Origin of the sequence: Oceanobacillus sp. FSL W7-1281, from assembly GCF_037969835.1 — a bacterium.
Taxonomy (GTDB): Bacteria; Bacillota; Bacilli; order Bacillales; family Amphibacillaceae; genus Oceanobacillus; species Oceanobacillus oncorhynchi.
Map to the genome: position 1 here is coordinate 946,782 of NZ_CP150214.1, position 17,883 is coordinate 964,664.

A 17,883-nucleotide genomic window follows, 5' to 3' on the forward strand; every position below is an offset into this window, starting at 1 on the left:
GCGTGGTTTCGTATTTGCATGAAAGTTAAGCTGGTTTATCCGATTGAGAGAACTTAACAGGTTCCTTACTCGATCAAAAATATTAGGAAACAGCTTCACTAATATACGGCTTAAGAGATTCGGTATAACACATCTCCCCATCCATCGTAACAACAATGCCTTCTATATCCTCTAACGCATCAAGCGCATCAATAATTTGGCGGGGAGACTTTCCAAATAAACGGCTTGTCCATATTTCGCCATCGACTGATTTTTTGGATACAATGGTTAATCCGGCAATTTCTGATTCAATTGGATAGCCGGTGCGGGGATCCAGAATATGGTGGTATGTCTGGTTATCCTTCGTGAAATTTCTTTCATAAATGCCAGAGGTAACCACAGATTGGTTTAGAGCGTTTAACACAGCGATATACTTCCCGCGCGGCAGGAGCGGGTGTTGAATGCCGATGCGCCAATAGCCATCCGCATGATTTGGAGAATTTCCATGAGTGATGACATTTCCACCTAAATTAATCAGGGCTTCCGATACGTTCATCGATTCCAAATCCTGGATCAGAAGGTCGGCAATAAATCCTTTTGCCAGGGCGCCTAAATCAATAAACATCCCCGTGTGTTTTAAAAATACGGTTTGTTCTTCCTCATTAAGAATAATGTCTTCAGCGTTTGTTTTGCTGAGCAAAGATGCAATGGTTTTCGGCGAGGGAACATTCGCATCTTCAAATCCAATGCGCCAAGCTTGAACAAGGGGACCGATGGTAATGTTTAACGCACTGTCTGCCGGAGTACTGTGTTTCTTTCCGATTTTGATCAATTGGTACAAGCTCGGATTAACCTTTACCGGCTTTATCCCTGCATTTTGGTTTACTTCCATCAGCTCTGAGCTTGCATCGTGCGCACTAAAACGTTTCTCGTATTCTGTTAATCGAAGAATCAATTCATCCAAAATAAAATCTGCATAGTCATGCTGAACAGATAATTGGATAATTGTCCCCATTCTATGTATTTCACGCGTTTGCATTGTCATACTTGTCACCCTTTTGCATTAGAATACGTTGAATAAAACGAAAGGATACCTGTCAGAAAATAGCTTCGATTTTCATGAAGAATCATTCTGCAGCAGCATCGTCTATAAATCAAATAAAGGCTTGAGACAGCACTTGAAAAAGAGGCCGTGTTGACCTCTTTTTCATGAACAATCTTTAGCTTTTAACTGTTGCTCCAGCTACGGTATCTACTTTCGAAGTCGCTCCGGATACGGCATCGACACCGCCTCCGGTTAACTGTTGGCCAGTTTGTTCTAAATACCAGTCAATGATTGGCTGAATATCTTGTACATATTCATTGATGCCAATATAATTATCTTCATCATCACGTACGGCCTGATAACTGTGGACAACAAATTTATCTGGTCCATGGGTAGGAACCTGCGTCCGTACGACATCCTGTTTTCCGGTACGTAATTGCTGAATGACCCAGGAAACGCCGCTAAATACTCTTTCCGGGTGACATTCTGCTAATGGGCTTCCCACTTGTTCCGGTCTGCGTCCTGCCAGCATATCTTCTTTTTCCATGGTGTGGTTATAGTATAAGAATTGGTTATTACTATCTGCATAAGTCAATTCGGCAGGCATGGAATTCAAGAAATGATTGAGCTGATTGACTGTTAAAAGCCCGCGATTTAATTTAACATACGTATTGCCTTCCACGGCCTGGGTTGCTTCGGCAGCCTGTTCCAGCCAGTCATCGGCGGACATATCGATGCCTTCCACTGTCGTATCAATTGCTCCGGTAGCATATAAATCCTCTGTATCGGATACATCCTGCATTCCTTCAGGTGCATGGATAACCTTGACCACATTGATAAAACGGATAAATTTCTTGATACACGTTTCTAAGAATTGGGCTGTCTGCGCATCTTTCAGGTTTTCATCTTCATCAAATGCATCATAGACTTCCCCTAATAGAAATTCATTACCTGGCATAACGATAGCATTTACTCCAGGTGCATCTAATATTTGCCGCAAATGTAACTGAGACCGTGAAGATCCCTGGACATCATAAGAAGCTCCCACAATCATCACCGGTTTTTCATCAAGCGGATGTATTTTAAACGATAACCATTCTAAGACACTCTGTAATGCCGATGGGATGGAGTGGTTATATTCCGGTGTAGCAATAATTACGCCATCTGCCTGCATAATTTTATTATTTAAATTTTGAATCACTTCACTATTGGTTTGATCATCTGATTGGTTAAACATTGGGACATCTTTAATATCCAGTACTTCCACATCAACTAATTTCTTGAAATTTTTTGCGATAAAGTTTAACAATATGCGATTATAAGAAAATTCAGCATTAGATCCTACGATTCCAACAAGTTTCATCAATATACCCCCTAGTAATTAATTGGTCTCCCATGAGAAGTTTGCTGCTTGCTTCTGATGCGTTTCATTCGCATTGACTAATTGATTCGTGATATCCACAAAATGTATAAAATCATTAAAAATTTGTTCAAGTTCTTCTATTTTTTGTGGGTCTTTTAACGTGCCATTATCATCAAAAGCCTGTAACGAATAACCAATCAAAAATTCAGAACTTGGCATAATGCGTGCTTTCAATTCAGGTGCATCAAGCATTTGCCGCAAATGACTTTGTGCACGGGAAGATCCTAATCTTCCATAGGAAGCTCCAGTCAGCATAACAGGCTTATCAATTAATGCCTGATTTGTATAAGATAACCATTCTAACGCGCTTTTTAAAATGGCTGGTACGGAATGGTTATATTCCGGTGAACTGATAATCACGCCATCTGCTTCTCTGATTTTATCCGCCAGTTTTTGTACTTCCTCAGGTGCTGTCTTGTCTTCCGGCTTATTAAAAGCAGGTAAATGTTTAATTTCGAAAATTTCAATTTCAGCTTGATTTGCAAAATGTTTTTGAATAAATTGCAGTAAAATACGATTCGTAGAATAATCCGAATTTGTTCCTAGAATACTTAGAAATTTTTTCATTTTATTGCTCCTTTCTGATTTAGAAAAAAGAATGTGAATTAAATCACAATTTAATTATAATATGTTTAAGCAGGAAATACAAGAGGATGTGAGGAAATGTTTTAAATTATAAGATTTATTTTAAAAGTATAATAGATAGTGCTAAGATAATGTATAAAATAATATTTAGAATGGTTGTAATGGCTCGTATTATATTTTATTGAGAACGCTTTCTTTAATCTGGTCATTTTACCGCTTATATGTAGATAGAAAACATTATAGTTTTGATATACCCTTCCTTTTTATTTTGAAACATTATGGGGGAGTTTCATAAAATTAAAATCAACAGTAGCAGGATACAAGGAGAGGGAACATGAATAAAGCTTCACTTTATAATAAAAGCATTATAATTATCAATATTTATCAACTTGTGAAAAGAGGTTCTGATTGCTAAAATTAGTTCAATAGTTTGCAAGCATACTTTTTATAGAGAAATAAATGATATATATTTTTGTGTGTGAATGATTGTTCTTAATTTAACGATTAAATTAGTTCTACATAAAGGCGATGTAATACAAGGAGTGAATTTGTTGCAGATTAGAAAAGCAAGTAAAGAAGATATAAAATCCATAGCTAAAGTTTATATTGATGGCTGGAAAACTACATATAAAGGTTTCGTACCGGATAATTATTTGGACAGTTTAACATACAGAGAAGCAGAGCAAAAATGGATATCATTTTTAAGTAGTGAAAATAATCCTTTTATTTATATAGCAGTTAATGAAGAAGAGAAAACAATAGGCTTTGCAGCAGGAAAAGGTTTGGATAACGACAAATTTGACGGAGAGCTATACGCGCTTTATTTATTACCGGAAAGTAGAGGATTAGGGACAGGAAAGCAGCTGGTTTCGGCCATTGCTAAGCATTTGATAAAACAAGGCGTGAATTCGATGATGGTATGGGTGATGGAACAAAATAAATCCGGGCTTGGTTTCTACGAAAGTATGGGAGGCAAGGCGTATCTTCTCAGGAAAAATGAAGTCGGAGGAATGCTGGTAGAGGATGTAGCTTATGGCTGGGAAGATGTTTCGGCATTATGCAGAGAGGAATAACACGATATCTTGTCAGGAAAAATGGTCTGACTCGATATGTATAAAATTCTTGGTGTTTAAACAGAAGGAGAATCAAAATGGAAGTAGTATATATTGCAGGCGGATGCTTATGGGGAGTACAAGCTTTTATAAAAACATTACCTGGAGTTACGTTCACAGAAGCAGGAAGAGCGAATGGAACAAGTCATACACTTGACGGGGACTATGATGGGTACGCCGAGTGTGTAAAAACAGGCTTTGATCCGGAGGTTATAACGGTTAAGGAATTAATGGAATATTTTTTTGAGATTATTGATCCCTACAGTTTGAATAAACAAGGGCAGGATGTTGGCGAGAAATATAGAACAGGAGTATATAGTGAAAGTCCGGAGCATTTAAAAGAGGCGACGGCGTTTCTTAGGAATAGGGATGATTATGAACGTATCGTAGTTGAAGTACTGCCTCTTACCAATTATGTGAAAAGTGCAGCGGAGCATCAAGACAGGCTGGATAGATGTCCAAATGATTATTGCCATATCCCAGAAGAAATGTTAAGTAAATATAAATAAGGGAAAATACTTAAAAATGGTTTACGGTCTCTGTTGGGTGGTACGCTAAATAGAGAAGAAGCGTTTTTAGAGAACGCAGAATGCAAATATAATGATAAAGGGTGTGGAATGATGAAAGCAATTATTTTTGATTTTGACGGGACGCTTGCTGATACGTTGCCGGTTTGCTTCTACGCGTTTCAAGCTGTGTTTAAAGAATTTGACAATAAGGAGGTCACCTCCGATGAAGTAAAGGCGATGTTCGGCCCTTCGGAAACTGGAATCATCAAAGAAAATCTGCTGGACTCCAATCAGGATGAAGCAATTGAATTATATTATGATAAATATAGTGAAAAGCATCGAGAGCTTGTTGTTGAAAATGAGGAAATAAACGATTTGCTCCGATTTTTAAAAAAAGAAGGATATCAATTAGGGATTGTAACAGGGAAAGCAAGAAGAAGTCTGATTATATCTTTAGATTGTCTTCAAATGAATGATTTGTTTGATGTAATCATAACAGGTGATGATGTTACGATGCCCAAACCTCATTCAGAGGGATTAAACAAGGCATTGGCACAGCTGCACATAAAAAACACGGAGGCTGTATTTTTAGGGGATAGCGATGCGGATATTCAGGCCGGTAAACAAGCAGACGTATATACAATCGGAGTACAATGGCTGCCAAATTATCAAACGTTAGAATTTCGTGTTCAACCAGACCTGCTGCTAAACAACGTGAATGAATTTCTGGAATGGTTAAAAAAATAGAAGAAAGAAATGATTGTTAAATAGTTTCTATCTAACAAACAGGTTATTTATTTTCTTGAAGGGAGAGTGCTAAAAATGACAAACAATCGTTTTGAAGAAGTTTATTCTCAAGGAAAAATGAAGAATACGAAGATTATTCGTGATAATGAGACTGGTGTTTTGTATATGCTGCATCAAGAAGGCTATGGAGCTGGGCTGACTGTTATGGTGGATCAGGAAGGTAAACCCTTAGTGGACAAGGATTTTAATTAGAATAGAAATGATTATGATCGTATGGTGGTTGAAGTCTTGCCGCTTACAAATTACGTGAGAAGCGCTGAGGAACTTCAAGAGAGATTAAGCAGGCGCCCAAATAACTATTGTCATATTCCAAAAGAAATATGAAGTAAATATAAGGATTAAACTCTGAATTTTTTTCCTTACTATTTTCTGAGGAACAAAAGGCACGCTTCTCCATTCGTAATTAGAATAAGCAAGCGTGCTTTTTAAATAGATTTGGCAAAACTGGAAATGGTTTCTCTCTGAGCTGCCAAACAAAAAATAAATCTAAGAGATATTTTGGTAATAGTAGCCTTTTTGATTGTTCCATTTTTTACAAGCTTTATTCCATTTATCACGGAGAACCGCCCGTAAAACTACCGCTGAATGAGGTTTCGTTTTATCACGATTGACAAACAATCAACTTATAATCATCATGATAACCACAATAAACAGAAGAACTAAATAAATCTTTGAAAAGAGTTTATCAGATAATTTTTGAGCCCAGGACCTGCCGATAGGTACTCCAACAAATCCCCCGACGGTAAATCCAATAAGCGCAGGTATGTATATGAATCCTATCGTTGATGAAGGCATCGCATCTATCTTCATTCCTGTAACTAAATAAGCAAAAGCTCCTACGATAGCAATCGGCAGACCTAACGGAGTTGCCAAAGCTACAGCATGTATCATGCGCATCCCTCTATTTCTGAGATAAGGAATGGTCATTGTACTTCCGCCAATACCTAACAGAGTGGAAAGAAATCCAATGCCTATCCCGATAAAAGATGCGGAACGCTGCTTAGGCAGACGAAATGCTTGTTCTTCTATTTCTCTTGTGAACGATTTTTTTAGCATGTTCGAAATCAAGACATAAATTAATAGGCCGATAAATGCATACCTGAGAAAATCGCTCTCAATGTAGACTGCAAGCACGCCGCCTATTAAAGAACCTATTGCAATATACCCCGCTAATAGTTTAAAGACAGACCATGTCACATTGCCCTTTTTGGCATGGTTATACGTTGAATTAAATGAATTGATAATCATAACTGCTAATGATGTACCAATCGCAGTATGCATTAAATATTCGCTTGGAATGGAATCGGGTAAAAATGCAAATAAGATTGGTACTACGACGATTCCGCCTCCAAAACCAAACATGCTTGATAGCACACCAATTAAAATACCGATTAATGAAAACATTAAAAATGAAAAGCCCACTAACAATCATCTCTCTTTACTTATATTCATTTGGATTATTTCTTAGATTCTATTAAATCACAAATTGAATGGTGTTACCATAAGGCATTGTGTTGTCTGACCAGTTCAAACTTCAACGACTGCATTTGTGCTTTTGTATTTTTGTCCGTGCCCGGTAGTGCAAGAGAAAGGCTGATGAATACGTAGAAAATAACAAACTAACCACTTGTACTCTATGCAGGTCAGCAATTCACGCCTGATAAAGGGGCAAGGAACCCTTCTGCACTCATCCCTCCCGATTTTTCATAATTGAAGTACCTGTGTTAATATTTAGTATTAGAGAGCAATGTTAATCCTTGCTGACACGTTATTAAACTATCAATTAACATGCGCCAATTCACTCTTTTGTAAAGCTGTATTATCGGAGAAAGGAAGTTTTTAAATGAAAAATAATACTAAATTTTTAATGGGCATGTTAGCATTCGTATTCGTTATATTGACTGCTTGTGGAAATGTAACGGAGGATTCGGATGCGGAGTCCAATCACCTGTCATCAGAAAATGATGTGACGCAAAACGAAAATGACAATTTACCTGGACAAGAAAGTACACAAGATTCATCTCCTATCAACCCAGAAACAGAAACCGATTCTTTTGCAGATTGGAAAGGAAAAAGCCAAGCTGAATCAGCGGTGGAACAGAGCCAGGAAGAGCCTTTGGAAGAATATGTTCCCAATGAAGATGATGTTGTATACAAAAATAATGAGTTGAAAAATAAAGATATCCTTGAAGCGTTTATGGAGACTGCGGGAGAAAATGGACAGGATAATGAAAGTGAGATCAGAGTGGTGAAGGACGAAGGGGATCAAGGTGTACTTATATATGATTTGAAATCCGGATATGAAAAAAGTGTTGATCAGGCATGGATTATGGTTTATTCAGATTTGAGCCACTACAGAGCCTCAGACGATGAAGTGCAGGATGTTTTTAATACGAATCAGCAATGCGGATATATGTCAAAAGATGAAATAGAAGGAAATTATAAATTACATGAATGTAGAACCCATTGGGAATACAGGTTACTTCCCACTGGAGAAGATAATGAAATGGAGTGACTGTTGCTTCATTATCTCCTCTCAACAAAAGGCCGAAGCATGTCAGCTTCGGCCTTTTTGTTGAGAGAATGGATTGTATACTTGATGCGCACGCTTGAATTTTTTAGCTTATAATACTTCCTATGTCTATTTATGCTTCCCAAAACTCCTTGGTGAACAAAATTTGTATATCATTCAGTAAGGTTAATTTAATGGTCTTTAAATTATCGGAGGTTATTGTTGAAGAACTTAAGCCTAATTCTTTATTTGAAATACGAAGGAGACAGGCTTTTCTATCTTTTTTTCAACTTGTTATGAGTATAATACAGGTAGATAAAATTAAATAACTGATTTTTTTGATTTTTCGATACTATTATCTTGACAGCCCTAAAGATAGCATGTAGATTTTAAGTAAAGGGAGGGATGAAAGATGACCAATTATGACAAAGCAAAGAAAAAGATAGACAAAAGAAAAGAAATGCGGACTCAAGAAATCTCCGAAATGATTGACGAAGGCGGTTTAGGAGCTGATAGATATTATGATGTTATAAAAGGCTCTTCCCCGACTGAGAAAGAAACAGAATCAACGAAAAAATACCAAAAATGATAAAACGAAACTTCACTCAGTGGGAGTTTTTCGATGTACAAAAGTTCTTCGGTGGGGTGAGTAATCGCAACCCCAACTCTTTACGATCGGACGAGTAATCACAGTCCCACAACCCTAGAACGTCGCTAACTTAATCTGTTTCCTTCATTCTCCCACTGCATTAGCCTAAGTGATTCAGGGAGTTAGCTCACGCCTAAATAAAGTTACTTTTACGGACGGTTCTCTGTGATAAAGCAGATCAAAAACGAGACAAACTTGGCTGAGAAGCAAGTGCATCTTTTCCCATGATTTGCGTAAATACCGGATGGTGCATCAGGACATCTGCAGCATCCTCTTCTGCATATCCAGCGATGATTTGATAGATTTTCTGACGAAGTAAATCTTCATTCGCATGCATGTAGCAGCGCCGTTCATTGGTAAGCTGTAAATATTATTCTGCCAAGGTCGCAGAGAATCCGATTATTTCATCCAATTCACGGAAAATCATTTCACCAGTATCGGAGGATAATTCGCCTCCATCATGAGATAGTTTGATTTTACGATTGAAATCAAGTGTGATTTGCGGTAAAGCAGCCATTATTAGAACCCTTTCTATTGGTTATTTGCTGGTACTTTTAACCTTAATAGAAACGGGTTCTTTTTCATTTATTTGATGCAGCTTATAACTGTCACAATTACTTGGGAGGTATGAGATAACAAGCTATTTAGATTTTTTTGAATCGTTGATTGTTTTCGAGCCTTCGTAAAAATCCTGTCAACGCCATGTTCTGTAAATGACGTATGGAAGAAAGCATCTTTTGCAGGAAGATTGTATCATTTCCGAATCCCGCGACGTCTTTCTATCATAAAATAACATCAGGGGTTTCAGGCAAAATCTGTCCGCCATCTATAACAAGTGACTGACCGGTAATATATTTTGCTTCTTCTGATGCAAAGAAAGAAACTGTTGTTCCGATGTCTTCTGGGTCTCCTAATCGTTTCATTGGAACAGCTTCCGCACCTTTTTCACTTAACACGCCCAGTTCCTTTTTTAAGGTTTCAGTAGCAATCATTCCAGGTTGAACCGCATTAACCGTAACGCCATATGGTGCATACTCCAAAGCCGCATTACGCATAAATCCAAGAATCCCTGCTTTGGTTGCCCCATAGATCGAACCGCCCGGATATCCGGTAATATCACCCGTGATTGATGATGTCAGGATGACTCGGCCGTAATTTTGCTTCTTCATCGCTTCTAATACCGGTTTGGCAGTGAAGAACATTCCTTTCAAGTTAATGCTTTGAATTTTATCCCAATCGTCTTCTGTCATGTCTGCAATGGATACATCCGGGTAGATACCTGTATTCGCAGCCAGAATATCGATTCTTTCATGTTTTTTTAATATATCCTGAACAACCCGTTCCGCATTATTTTTGTCCGTCACGTCTAATTTATGAAACTCCCCACTCACTTCTGCAGCCACTTTCTTCCCTGCTTCTTCATCGATGTCACAGATCATAACGGTTGCTCCAGCTTTTGCTAACGTCTTCACAATTCCTTTACCAATCCCATTTGCTCCACCGGTGACCATAGCGATTCTACTAGTTAAATCAAACATTATATCCCTGCCTTTCAGAATTCAGAATTATTTATAATTATAGATTATCAAGAAACATCGAAAAACTCCATGATTGTGCATACAATACTAGCCTATAACAAATTTGATATGGAACATAAAAACCCTTGTATTCCTAGGGTGTCAAACTAATGAGGATTACTTAACTGCTCTTCAATTGCTTTATATTTCAAATTATTTGATTCTCTTATTCACTAGCAAATAACACCCACTAATCACCAGATGCTAGGCTTACATAAATAAGTAGTTCAGTGTAAACTGAATGTACAGAATTAATTGTAAAGGATTCTTAAACGGGGGAGTATAACTGGTTATAAAATATTAAATTTAGGGGAAATGAGCATGAGACAAATAGAAGCAATCTTTTTAGATCGTGATGGAACAATTGGCGGGGATGACACAGTTCATTATCCAGGTGAATTTGAACTCTTTCCATACGTAGGGAAGGAAATCAAGAGATTAAAACAAGACAATATAAAAATTTTTTCGTTTACAAATCAACCCGGAATTTCAAATGGTTTAGCCGAAAGACAGGATTTCGTACAGGAATTAAAAGATTTTGGTTTCAATGATGTATATATATGCCCGCATAGACATGACGAAGGGTGTTCCTGCAGAAAGCCGAATACAGGTATGTTAATCGAAGCACAGCAAAAACACGAATTGACGCTTGAAAACTGTGTCGTTGTAGGAGACCGATGGAGTGATATAGTTGCCGCAGCAAAGGTGGGGAGTATTAAAATCCTTGTTAAAACTGGGGCAGGGAGATCTTCCCTAAATGAGCATTTTGATAAATTAAATGATGTAAACATTGATTACATAGCTAATGATTTTAAAGACGCTATAAGTTGGTTGTATAGTAATTATATTCTAAGCAATAGATAATGAAGTTTATTTCATAAAAGGGCGTCTTTTCCTGAATAGAAGGCACGCTCATTTTTACGAAGGGCCATTTAGTGAAAAAAGCGTGTATGGTAGGTAAAGATAGCATGAATTTTAATTAGATTAGAAGGGACGTATTATCATGAGCAATACTGATACAGCATTAAGGGATAATATTAAATTTCAATTTAGTATTTCTAGACAACTTCTCGAATACCATCTTTCCTCATTAAGTCAGGATGAATATATGTGGCGTTCGCCTAATAGTGGACTGCATATTCAAGAAGTGGATGGAAATTGGTATGCTGACTTACCTGAATCCGAAGCTTATGAGATTGGTACACCAAGTATTGCTTGGACATTGTGGCATATAACATTTTGGTGGGAAATGGTTTTTAATCACTCTTTTGGTGATGGCACGCTAACTAAAGAGGACATAAATGTTAATAAAAATGTAGAATCAGTCAAGTCAACTATCAACTCTCTGATAGAAAGATGGGAAAAGATATTATCAAACGTAACAGAAGAAGATTTAAACAGTAAACATTACAGTAAGTTCCCATTTAATAATGACGTGGAATTTCATAAACTAGCCTCTTGGCTAAATCTCGAATTAATGAAAAATGCTTCTGAAATTGGCTATGTTAGATTTGAATATGCATCATCATCTGATAGATAGAAATATAGTATGCACTCAAAATTTTAGGATAAATATTACGACATGAAAAGTACAACGGTTGGGTGCTTATGCGGAGCGAGGAAAAGCGTTCGAAATTATAGAAAAGGTCCATTATCTGGAATAAGGATATTGCAGTATATCAGAATTAAGAGGCTGGCTGGAAGGATTGATTTAAACTTGGAATCGTCTGGATATGCAGAAAGAATCGTTGATTTAAAACCATGGTCATAAAGTTTGTTAAAAAGAAAGAGCGTATTTTTGATCAATCTTTTTTCAAAACGGTTTTTTAATTTAACGTAAAACATGTACTTGCGAGCTATCAAAATAGAGGCTCTACAATCTAAAAAGCACGCTTCTCATTCTGAAATTAGAATAAGCAAGCGTGCTTTTTAAATGGAGCTGACGGGATTCGAACCCGTGACCCCTTGTCTGCCAGACAAGTATTCTCCCACTGAACTACAGCCCCGTTATGAAATGGCCCATGGGTGAAAATCAACCCAACAATGAATATTATATACTGTTCGCTGATTTGTATCAAGATTTTTATTGAAATCAAAATGATATAATAATAAAAAAGTAATCAAAGGGAGCGATGGTTATTCGGCAGGAAATAGCTAAAAAAGTAGAAGATTTTCTTGTTGCGAAATTTCATCCAGCATTTATTTTGATTTTTGGTTCTTATGCAAAGGGCATCAATCATGAAAAAAATGATTTAGATATTGCATTCCAGTGTAAAGACGATTTCCTGCCAGCTTTAAGATCTTATGTAAAGCTGAATGAAGTACGCAACCCAATTTTAGACAGGATTAAAGAAGAGAGGTTTGTGTATGGCGAATGACGTTATTTTTAATAAGATAGCTATTATGGAAAGATGCCTTATCCGCGTGAAAGAGGTTTATAATGATAATACAGAGAATTTAAAAGATTTCACAAAGCAGGACGCTATTATTCTGAATATCCAAAGGGCATGTGAAGCAGCTCTCCAGCTGGCAATGCATATTGTTTCTGAGGAGAGATCAGGATTGCCGCAATTGAGTGAGGATGCTTTTGATAGATTGCTGGAAGAAGATATAATTAGTCAAAGGACTGTAATTCGATTAGAGAATTAATAGAATTTAAAAATAGTGCAGTACGTCATTATCCATCGTTGAAGATTAATAGGATGAACTCAATTATAGAGAACCATTTAGATGATTTTACGGTTTATAAAAAAGAAATTCTAAACTATCCACATAGTAAATAAAAGAATCCAAATAAAGGAGCTTTCTGTTATCAGAAGGCTTATTTATTTGTTGTTTTTGTTTCTGAAAATCTTAAATGAATAGAAGAACACCTCCTATTGATTTGTGATAAAATAGATAGACGCTGTTGAAAGCAGACAGCAAAAAGTGATAAGCCGATCAAGAAATAGAGGAGAATCCAATTTGAATAAAAAAGATATTGCCGATATAAAAAAACAATTCAAAGTAAATAATGATTTATTAAAGATACAGGATATTTTCAATGTATATATTATGAAAGAATCAAGTGAAATCTATCATTATGAAAGTACGCCGTTTGAAATGCTGGAGGATGAGCAGAAAGATTTGTTCATGGCGAATTTTAAGAAGGTGCTGACAGGGCAACTGGATCAAAAATTGTTTGAATTGAAATTCCAGCGTGATGTGGAAGACAGCAGCCAGCTTATTCTTCACAAGGGAATGCTCTCGGATGATACAGAAGAATGGAAGGCGCAGATGCTGGAAATTGTAGCGAAAATGCTGAAGGATAAGCAGTATGAGATGGATATTGTTATCACGTTTATCCATGGAGAGTATGCAAAGCCTGTAAAACGGAGTAATGAAGAGGCGGAAGAAAGCAGCAGAAACAAGGTTTTTTCAAGTCCATTTACTTTATGCAGCATCAACAAAACAATGGATCCGAAGAAAGAACTGCTTTTTGATTATGTGGAGAAGGAATTTAAATATCATTTTGTGGTGGATCCGGTAATTAATTTAAAACAGCCTATTGGCGGTTTCTTATTCCCGGCATTTACAGGCGGAGCAGCGGATGTGAACCATGTGCTTTATTCTGCAGCCAAGCCATATGAGCTGGATTATCATTTTATTGAGGAAGTGCTGAACGCAGAGGAAGCAATGACCGCAGAGGACGATAAGATTGTGTTTGAGGAAATTGTTAAGGATGTAGCTGGTGAGCAGATCAATACGACGACATTGGCGAATGTGTATGATGAGATTCAGCGTGTTGTTGAAGAAAATGAAGAGGAAGATGCGCCAATGCTGGATTATAAGGATGTAGAAAAAGTATTAACCAGCAGCGGAGTACAGGATATTGACCCGGAGAAGGTAGAGACTGCTTTTAAAAAAGTGATTGATGATGAAAAATATGAGATGAAAGCAACCAGTATTGTACCGAAATATACATCTAAATCCATTAAAATCAAAACGAAAGTGGCTGACCTTAAAGTGTGCCCGCAGGATTTGCGTTATGTCCGTCAGACAACGCTTGACGGCAAGCTTTGTTTGATGATTGAAGTGGAAGAAAACACAGTGATTGAAGGGTTTGAAATGATTCCGGAAGCTATCTTTAATAGAGTAGAAGACGGGGAATAAATAGTAAAGTCTCTTAGTCGAAATTAGGCTGGGAGGCTTTTTAAGAGATTAGCAAGTTTGTGATTATTGTTGCATTTACAACAATAATCAGTTATTTTACACATAGTAGCAATTATATTTTTTAACAGGATGCAAACAGAGGCAGAGAGGGGAAACTCAGGTGACATATAAAATCGTAACAGAGGAACAAGATTTACAGAAAGTTTTTGAGATTAGAAAAGAAATTTTCGTCAAGGAGCAGGAAGTGTCTGAAGAAGAGGAGTTTGATGCGTTTGACTCGCTGGATGCGGACTGCGTTCATATTTTAGTATATTACGATAACAAGCCTGTAGGAACGGGAAGAGTGAGAGCAGTAGAAGGAGTCGGGAAGCTGGAACGAATTTGTATTTTGAAGCCTTATCGTAAGTATGGGCTCGGCAAGGTAATTGTACAGTCCTTAGAGGAGATTGTTTTACAAAAAGGATTAACCCGCGCAAAATTGCATGGTCAGACGCATGCGGAAGGATTTTATCACAAATTGGGATATGAAACGGCGTCAGATGAATTTTTAGAAGATGGTATTCCGCATTATTTGATGGTGAAGCAGTTTAATTAAAGCATTACATAGAACGTCACAACGGATAAGGAGGAGCCATGCAGCCTAAATTAGAAAACAAAGGGGTTATTATTGTTACGCTGGCAACAGGATTTTTATTAACATTCTGCCAGTTTTTATTGATTACGTCTTACCCGGCGATTATGCGGGAATTTCAAATTAATGCCACGGAAGTACAGTGGCTGACGACGATTTATTTATTAACAACCATAGTGTTTATCCCGTTGACAGGCTATTTATCTAACCGATTTTCAACCAAAGCACTTTTAGTTTTTGCACTGCTTTGCATGGCTGCCGGCCTTATTGTTGGCGCTTTTTCGCAGAGCTTTATTCAATTGATTCTTGCCAGAGCGATACAGGCGGTTGGAACGGGTGTCATATTGCCTGTGATTCAAACGATTTTAATTACCGTATTTCCGAAAGAAAGAAGAGGGTTCGCACTTGGACTGCTGGGCGGCGTTATTAATGTCGCTCCGGCGAGTGCGCCGTCTTTGACCGGGATGATTATTGATGTTTTCCATTGGCGCATCCTTCATTGGTTTATGCTGCCATTGGTGCTGATACTTTTGCTGTTAGCGGTTTTCTATATGAAGGATGTATTGAAGAAGCAGGCAGCACGGCTGGATATTCTCTCTGTGATTCTTTCGGCAGGGGCTTTTTCTTTGTTTATTTTTAGTATCAGTAATATTAGTATTGCCGGGATGGACCTGTATCTCGTTATTTTGCCATTTCTCATCAGTGCTGTTTTATTATATCTTTTTATCCGGCGGCAATTAGCGGATGATGTGCCTGTGCTGAATGTGCGTTTATTTCAGAATCGGACATTTCTGTTGGCCGTGGTGCTTATATTTATGGATATGGCGCTCTTATTATCGGCAGAGACGATTTTGCCGATGTTTGCGCAGAACGTTTTAGAAACGAGTGCCTTTCTATCTGGCTTTTTATTAGTGCCAGGTACGATTCTGCTTTGTATTGTCTCTGTTATTTCGGGGAATTTATATGATCGGTATGGCGGAAGGATTTTAGCTGTTATCGGATTTGCTTTTACGCTTGTGTCCTTAGTACTGATGACAACACTAAGTATCGACAGCTCTCCATTTTTGATTATGATTTATTTCTGCTTTTTTATGACCGGATTCGGTTTGTCGCTGATGCCATTAGTTTCTGTCAGTGTCAATGTATTGGATGAAAAGGAAATGGCTCATAATTCAGCGATTGTGAATACCGTGCGTCAATTGGGAATGGCTTTTGGCGTGGTGATTCTGACAACCGTTATCAGTGTAACGACTGCTGTCATGGATGCGCCGGAGCGGACAGGAACCTATTGGGGGACGACGTATGCATTTATAATGATGGCTGTGACAGCATTGCTTGGGGTGCTGCTGTCCATGCGTATTAAGGAGAAAATAGAATAGCGGCGCATCGATTAAAAGCATAAATGTTGAATGGATGACATTTATGCTTTTTAATTATTTGTAGAAGTTTTTAACTTGAAAAAGGAACGTGTTTAACATGAAATTAAGTGTACTAGATCAATCCCCAATTTCCATGGGGGAAACGCCAGAAGCGGCATTACAGCATACGCTGGAGCTGGCAAAATGGACGGAGGAGCTTGGGTATCACCGCTATTGGGTCGCAGAGCATCATAATACGAATGGGCTGTCGATTTCTGCTCCAGAAATTGTGATGACGAGGATTGCTTCTGTTACAAGCCGTATTCGTGTCGGCTCAGGCGGTATTTTGCTGCCGCAGTACAGTGCGTATAAAGTCGCTGAGATTGGCAAAACATTAGCGGCGTTTTTTCCTGACCGAATTGATCTTGGCGTTGGAAATTCACCGGGAGGTTCTCCGGAGACCAGGGCTGCGCTGACAGATAATCAAAATCGGAGTTTAGCTGAATTTCCGAGACAGGCTGCTGATTTACAGGGGTTTTTGCATAATTCCTTGCCGCGGGATCATGATTTTCGTTTAGTAAAGGCCACTCCGCGTGTGGATCAGGTACCGCCGCTTTGGATACTCGGGTTATCCGAGCGAAGTGCAAACTATGCAGCAGAACTGGGAACAGGATTTATTTTTGGCCATTTTATCAATCCGGAAAAAGGTGTGAAGGCACTCCAAACGTATCGGGAAAATTTTACACCGTCTGTCGATATGGAAAAGCCGCAGTCTATCGTATGTATTTTTATTGTCTGTGCAGAAACAGAAGAAGAAGCGGAGGAGCATGCGCTGACACAGGATAAATGGTTATTAAATGTCAGTAAGGGACTAGGAACAAAAGTAACGTCTAGCGAGGCTGTTCACCGTGATATGGATAAACTGAGTGCAGAAGATAGAGAGATAATCCAAAAGAACAGGGAAAGATGTATTATCGGTACACCGGAAACAGTGAAACAACAGTTATTGGAACTGCAGGAGAAATACCAGACGGACGAGTTTATGGTCATTAATAATACATTTGATTTTGAAGCAAAGAAAAAATCCTATCGTCTGTTGGCAGAAGCAATGCTTTAAACTAGTAATGAAATAATAGGAAGTGGAACAAGGATTTGTTATGTCTGTGATTTAATTGAAAATCCTGCTAGTTTACAGTTGATAGGAATTTGATTATAGTAAGAAAGAAAATAATCTTTTCAGAATGGTTAGGAGCTTTTATATGAAAAGAAATGAATGGACGGATAAACGTTACAAGACTGCCAATCGGGAAGCTTGGACCGGTGTAGCTCTTGTTATTTTTAATTTTATCTGGTGGTTTGGGTTTGCTTATGGTCTTGGAAGCAAATCTCCGGAATCCTATCAGTACATATTTGGTTTCCCGGCATGGTTTTTCTTCAGCTGCATTCTTGGTTTTGTCGTAATGATGCTGTTAACGATATTTGTTGTTAAATTCTTTTTTAAAGATATGTCATTAGAAGCCGAAGAGGAATAAACAAAGAATGTC

Annotated in this window: 19 protein-coding genes, 1 tRNA gene and 2 pseudogenes; 15 read left to right on the plus strand and 7 right to left on the minus strand. The window is 37.9% G+C overall.

All coding sequences use genetic code 11. The annotated features are described in order from the left end of the window. Positions 1–82 precede the first annotated feature (82 nt). From MKX55_RS04705 to MKX55_RS04715, 3 genes are all read right to left on the minus strand, one after another. Positions 83–1,024 (minus strand): FAD:protein FMN transferase, encoded by a 942-nt coding sequence (locus tag MKX55_RS04705; protein WP_339236446.1) that lies wholly within the window; start codon positions 1,022–1,024, stop codon positions 83–85. Between the two features lie 175 nt (positions 1,025–1,199). Then, positions 1,200–2,387: an NAD(P)H-dependent oxidoreductase gene (locus MKX55_RS04710; protein ID WP_339236448.1), complete on the minus strand. Its 1,188-nt coding sequence runs from the start codon at positions 2,385–2,387 to the stop codon at positions 1,200–1,202. 18 nt (positions 2,388–2,405) lie between these two features. Then, positions 2,406–3,014: an NADPH-dependent FMN reductase gene (locus MKX55_RS04715; RefSeq protein WP_339236451.1), complete on the minus strand. Its 609-nt coding sequence runs from the start codon at positions 3,012–3,014 to the stop codon at positions 2,406–2,408. 500 nt (positions 3,015–3,514) lie between these two features. On the opposite strand from MKX55_RS04715, the gene MKX55_RS04720 reads away from it, so the two are divergent. The 4 genes and pseudogenes from MKX55_RS04720 (at position 3,515) to MKX55_RS04735 (ending at position 5,784) form a co-directional block, all read left to right on the plus strand. Then, entirely contained in the window at positions 3,515–4,105 is a 591-nt protein-coding gene (locus MKX55_RS04720; RefSeq protein ID WP_339236453.1) for a GNAT family N-acetyltransferase, read from the plus strand. 77 nt (positions 4,106–4,182) lie between these two features. Next, positions 4,183–4,653, plus strand: coding sequence for a peptide-methionine (S)-S-oxide reductase (locus MKX55_RS04725; protein WP_339236455.1), 471 nt, complete (start codon positions 4,183–4,185; stop codon positions 4,651–4,653). Positions 4,654–4,761: 108 nt separating this feature from the next. Then, positions 4,762–5,400: an HAD family hydrolase gene (locus MKX55_RS04730; protein ID WP_339236457.1), complete on the plus strand. Its 639-nt coding sequence runs from the start codon at positions 4,762–4,764 to the stop codon at positions 5,398–5,400. 75 nt (positions 5,401–5,475) lie between these two features. Further along, positions 5,476–5,784, plus strand: a pseudogene (locus tag MKX55_RS04735) (DUF6440 family protein). Positions 5,785–6,078: 294 nt separating this feature from the next. Here MKX55_RS04735 and MKX55_RS04740 read toward each other — a convergent pair. Further along, positions 6,079–6,882: a sulfite exporter TauE/SafE family protein gene (locus tag MKX55_RS04740; RefSeq protein WP_339236459.1), complete on the minus strand. Its 804-nt coding sequence runs from the start codon at positions 6,880–6,882 to the stop codon at positions 6,079–6,081. A gap of 421 nt (positions 6,883–7,303) precedes the next feature. Here MKX55_RS04740 and MKX55_RS04745 point away from each other — a divergent pair, with 421 nt between their 5' ends. Both MKX55_RS04745 and MKX55_RS04750 read left to right on the plus strand, forming a co-directional pair. Beyond that, positions 7,304–7,975 carry a hypothetical protein gene (locus MKX55_RS04745; protein ID WP_339236461.1) on the plus strand — a complete coding sequence of 224 codons (672 nt, stop codon included), beginning with the start codon at positions 7,304–7,306 and terminating at the stop codon, positions 7,973–7,975. A 409-nt stretch (positions 7,976–8,384) separates the two neighbouring features. Beyond that, on the plus strand, positions 8,385–8,561 hold the full coding sequence (locus MKX55_RS04750; protein ID WP_339236463.1) for a hypothetical protein: 177 nt from the start codon (positions 8,385–8,387) through the stop codon (positions 8,559–8,561). 241 nt (positions 8,562–8,802) lie between these two features. On the opposite strand, the pseudogene MKX55_RS04755 reads toward MKX55_RS04750, so the two are convergent. Both MKX55_RS04755 and MKX55_RS04760 read right to left on the minus strand, forming a co-directional pair. Then, positions 8,803–9,138: pseudogene (locus MKX55_RS04755) on the minus strand (transposase); the annotation flags it as partial. 265 nt (positions 9,139–9,403) lie between these two features. Next, the gene (locus tag MKX55_RS04760; protein WP_339236466.1) at positions 9,404–10,159 is read right to left on the minus strand and encodes an SDR family oxidoreductase; all 756 of its coding nucleotides are present in this window, start codon (positions 10,157–10,159) and stop codon (positions 9,404–9,406) included. A gap of 360 nt (positions 10,160–10,519) precedes the next feature. Between MKX55_RS04760 and MKX55_RS04765 the strand changes: the two genes are divergently transcribed. Then, positions 10,520–11,062, plus strand: a complete 543-nt coding sequence (locus tag MKX55_RS04765) for an HAD-IIIA family hydrolase (protein WP_339236469.1) — start codon at positions 10,520–10,522, stop codon at positions 11,060–11,062. Between the two features lie 139 nt (positions 11,063–11,201). Further along, on the plus strand, positions 11,202–11,738 hold the full coding sequence (locus tag MKX55_RS04770) for a DinB family protein (RefSeq protein WP_339236472.1): 537 nt from the start codon (positions 11,202–11,204) through the stop codon (positions 11,736–11,738). A gap of 394 nt (positions 11,739–12,132) precedes the next feature. Here the strand turns inward: MKX55_RS04770 and MKX55_RS04775 are convergent. Further along, positions 12,133–12,204, minus strand: a tRNA-Ala gene (locus tag MKX55_RS04775). A 126-nt stretch (positions 12,205–12,330) separates the two neighbouring features. Here MKX55_RS04775 and MKX55_RS04780 point away from each other — a divergent pair. From MKX55_RS04780 to MKX55_RS04810, 7 genes are all read left to right on the plus strand, one after another. After that, on the plus strand, positions 12,331–12,576 hold the full coding sequence (locus tag MKX55_RS04780; RefSeq protein ID WP_339236475.1) for a nucleotidyltransferase domain-containing protein: 246 nt from the start codon (positions 12,331–12,333) through the stop codon (positions 12,574–12,576). After that, a complete protein-coding gene (locus MKX55_RS04785; RefSeq protein ID WP_339236478.1) occupies positions 12,566–12,847 on the plus strand; it encodes a HepT-like ribonuclease domain-containing protein in 282 nt (93 codons plus the stop codon). Before MKX55_RS04780 ends, MKX55_RS04785 begins: the two co-directional genes overlap by 11 nt. Positions 12,848–13,162: 315 nt before the next feature. After that, entirely contained in the window at positions 13,163–14,350 is a 1,188-nt protein-coding gene (locus MKX55_RS04790) for a DUF4317 domain-containing protein (RefSeq protein WP_339236481.1), read from the plus strand. Positions 14,351–14,510: 160 nt separating this feature from the next. After that, positions 14,511–14,945 (plus strand): GNAT family N-acetyltransferase, encoded by a 435-nt coding sequence (locus tag MKX55_RS04795; RefSeq protein WP_339236483.1) that lies wholly within the window; start codon positions 14,511–14,513, stop codon positions 14,943–14,945. Between the two features lie 38 nt (positions 14,946–14,983). Then, on the plus strand, positions 14,984–16,360 hold the full coding sequence (locus MKX55_RS04800) for a DHA2 family efflux MFS transporter permease subunit (protein WP_339236485.1): 1,377 nt from the start codon (positions 14,984–14,986) through the stop codon (positions 16,358–16,360). 97 nt (positions 16,361–16,457) lie between these two features. Further along, positions 16,458–17,456, plus strand: a complete 999-nt coding sequence (locus MKX55_RS04805) for an LLM class flavin-dependent oxidoreductase (RefSeq protein ID WP_339236488.1) — start codon at positions 16,458–16,460, stop codon at positions 17,454–17,456. A gap of 142 nt (positions 17,457–17,598) precedes the next feature. Beyond that, positions 17,599–17,871 carry a YhdT family protein gene (locus MKX55_RS04810; protein ID WP_339236491.1) on the plus strand — a complete coding sequence of 91 codons (273 nt, stop codon included), beginning with the start codon at positions 17,599–17,601 and terminating at the stop codon, positions 17,869–17,871. Positions 17,872–17,883 lie beyond the last annotated feature (12 nt).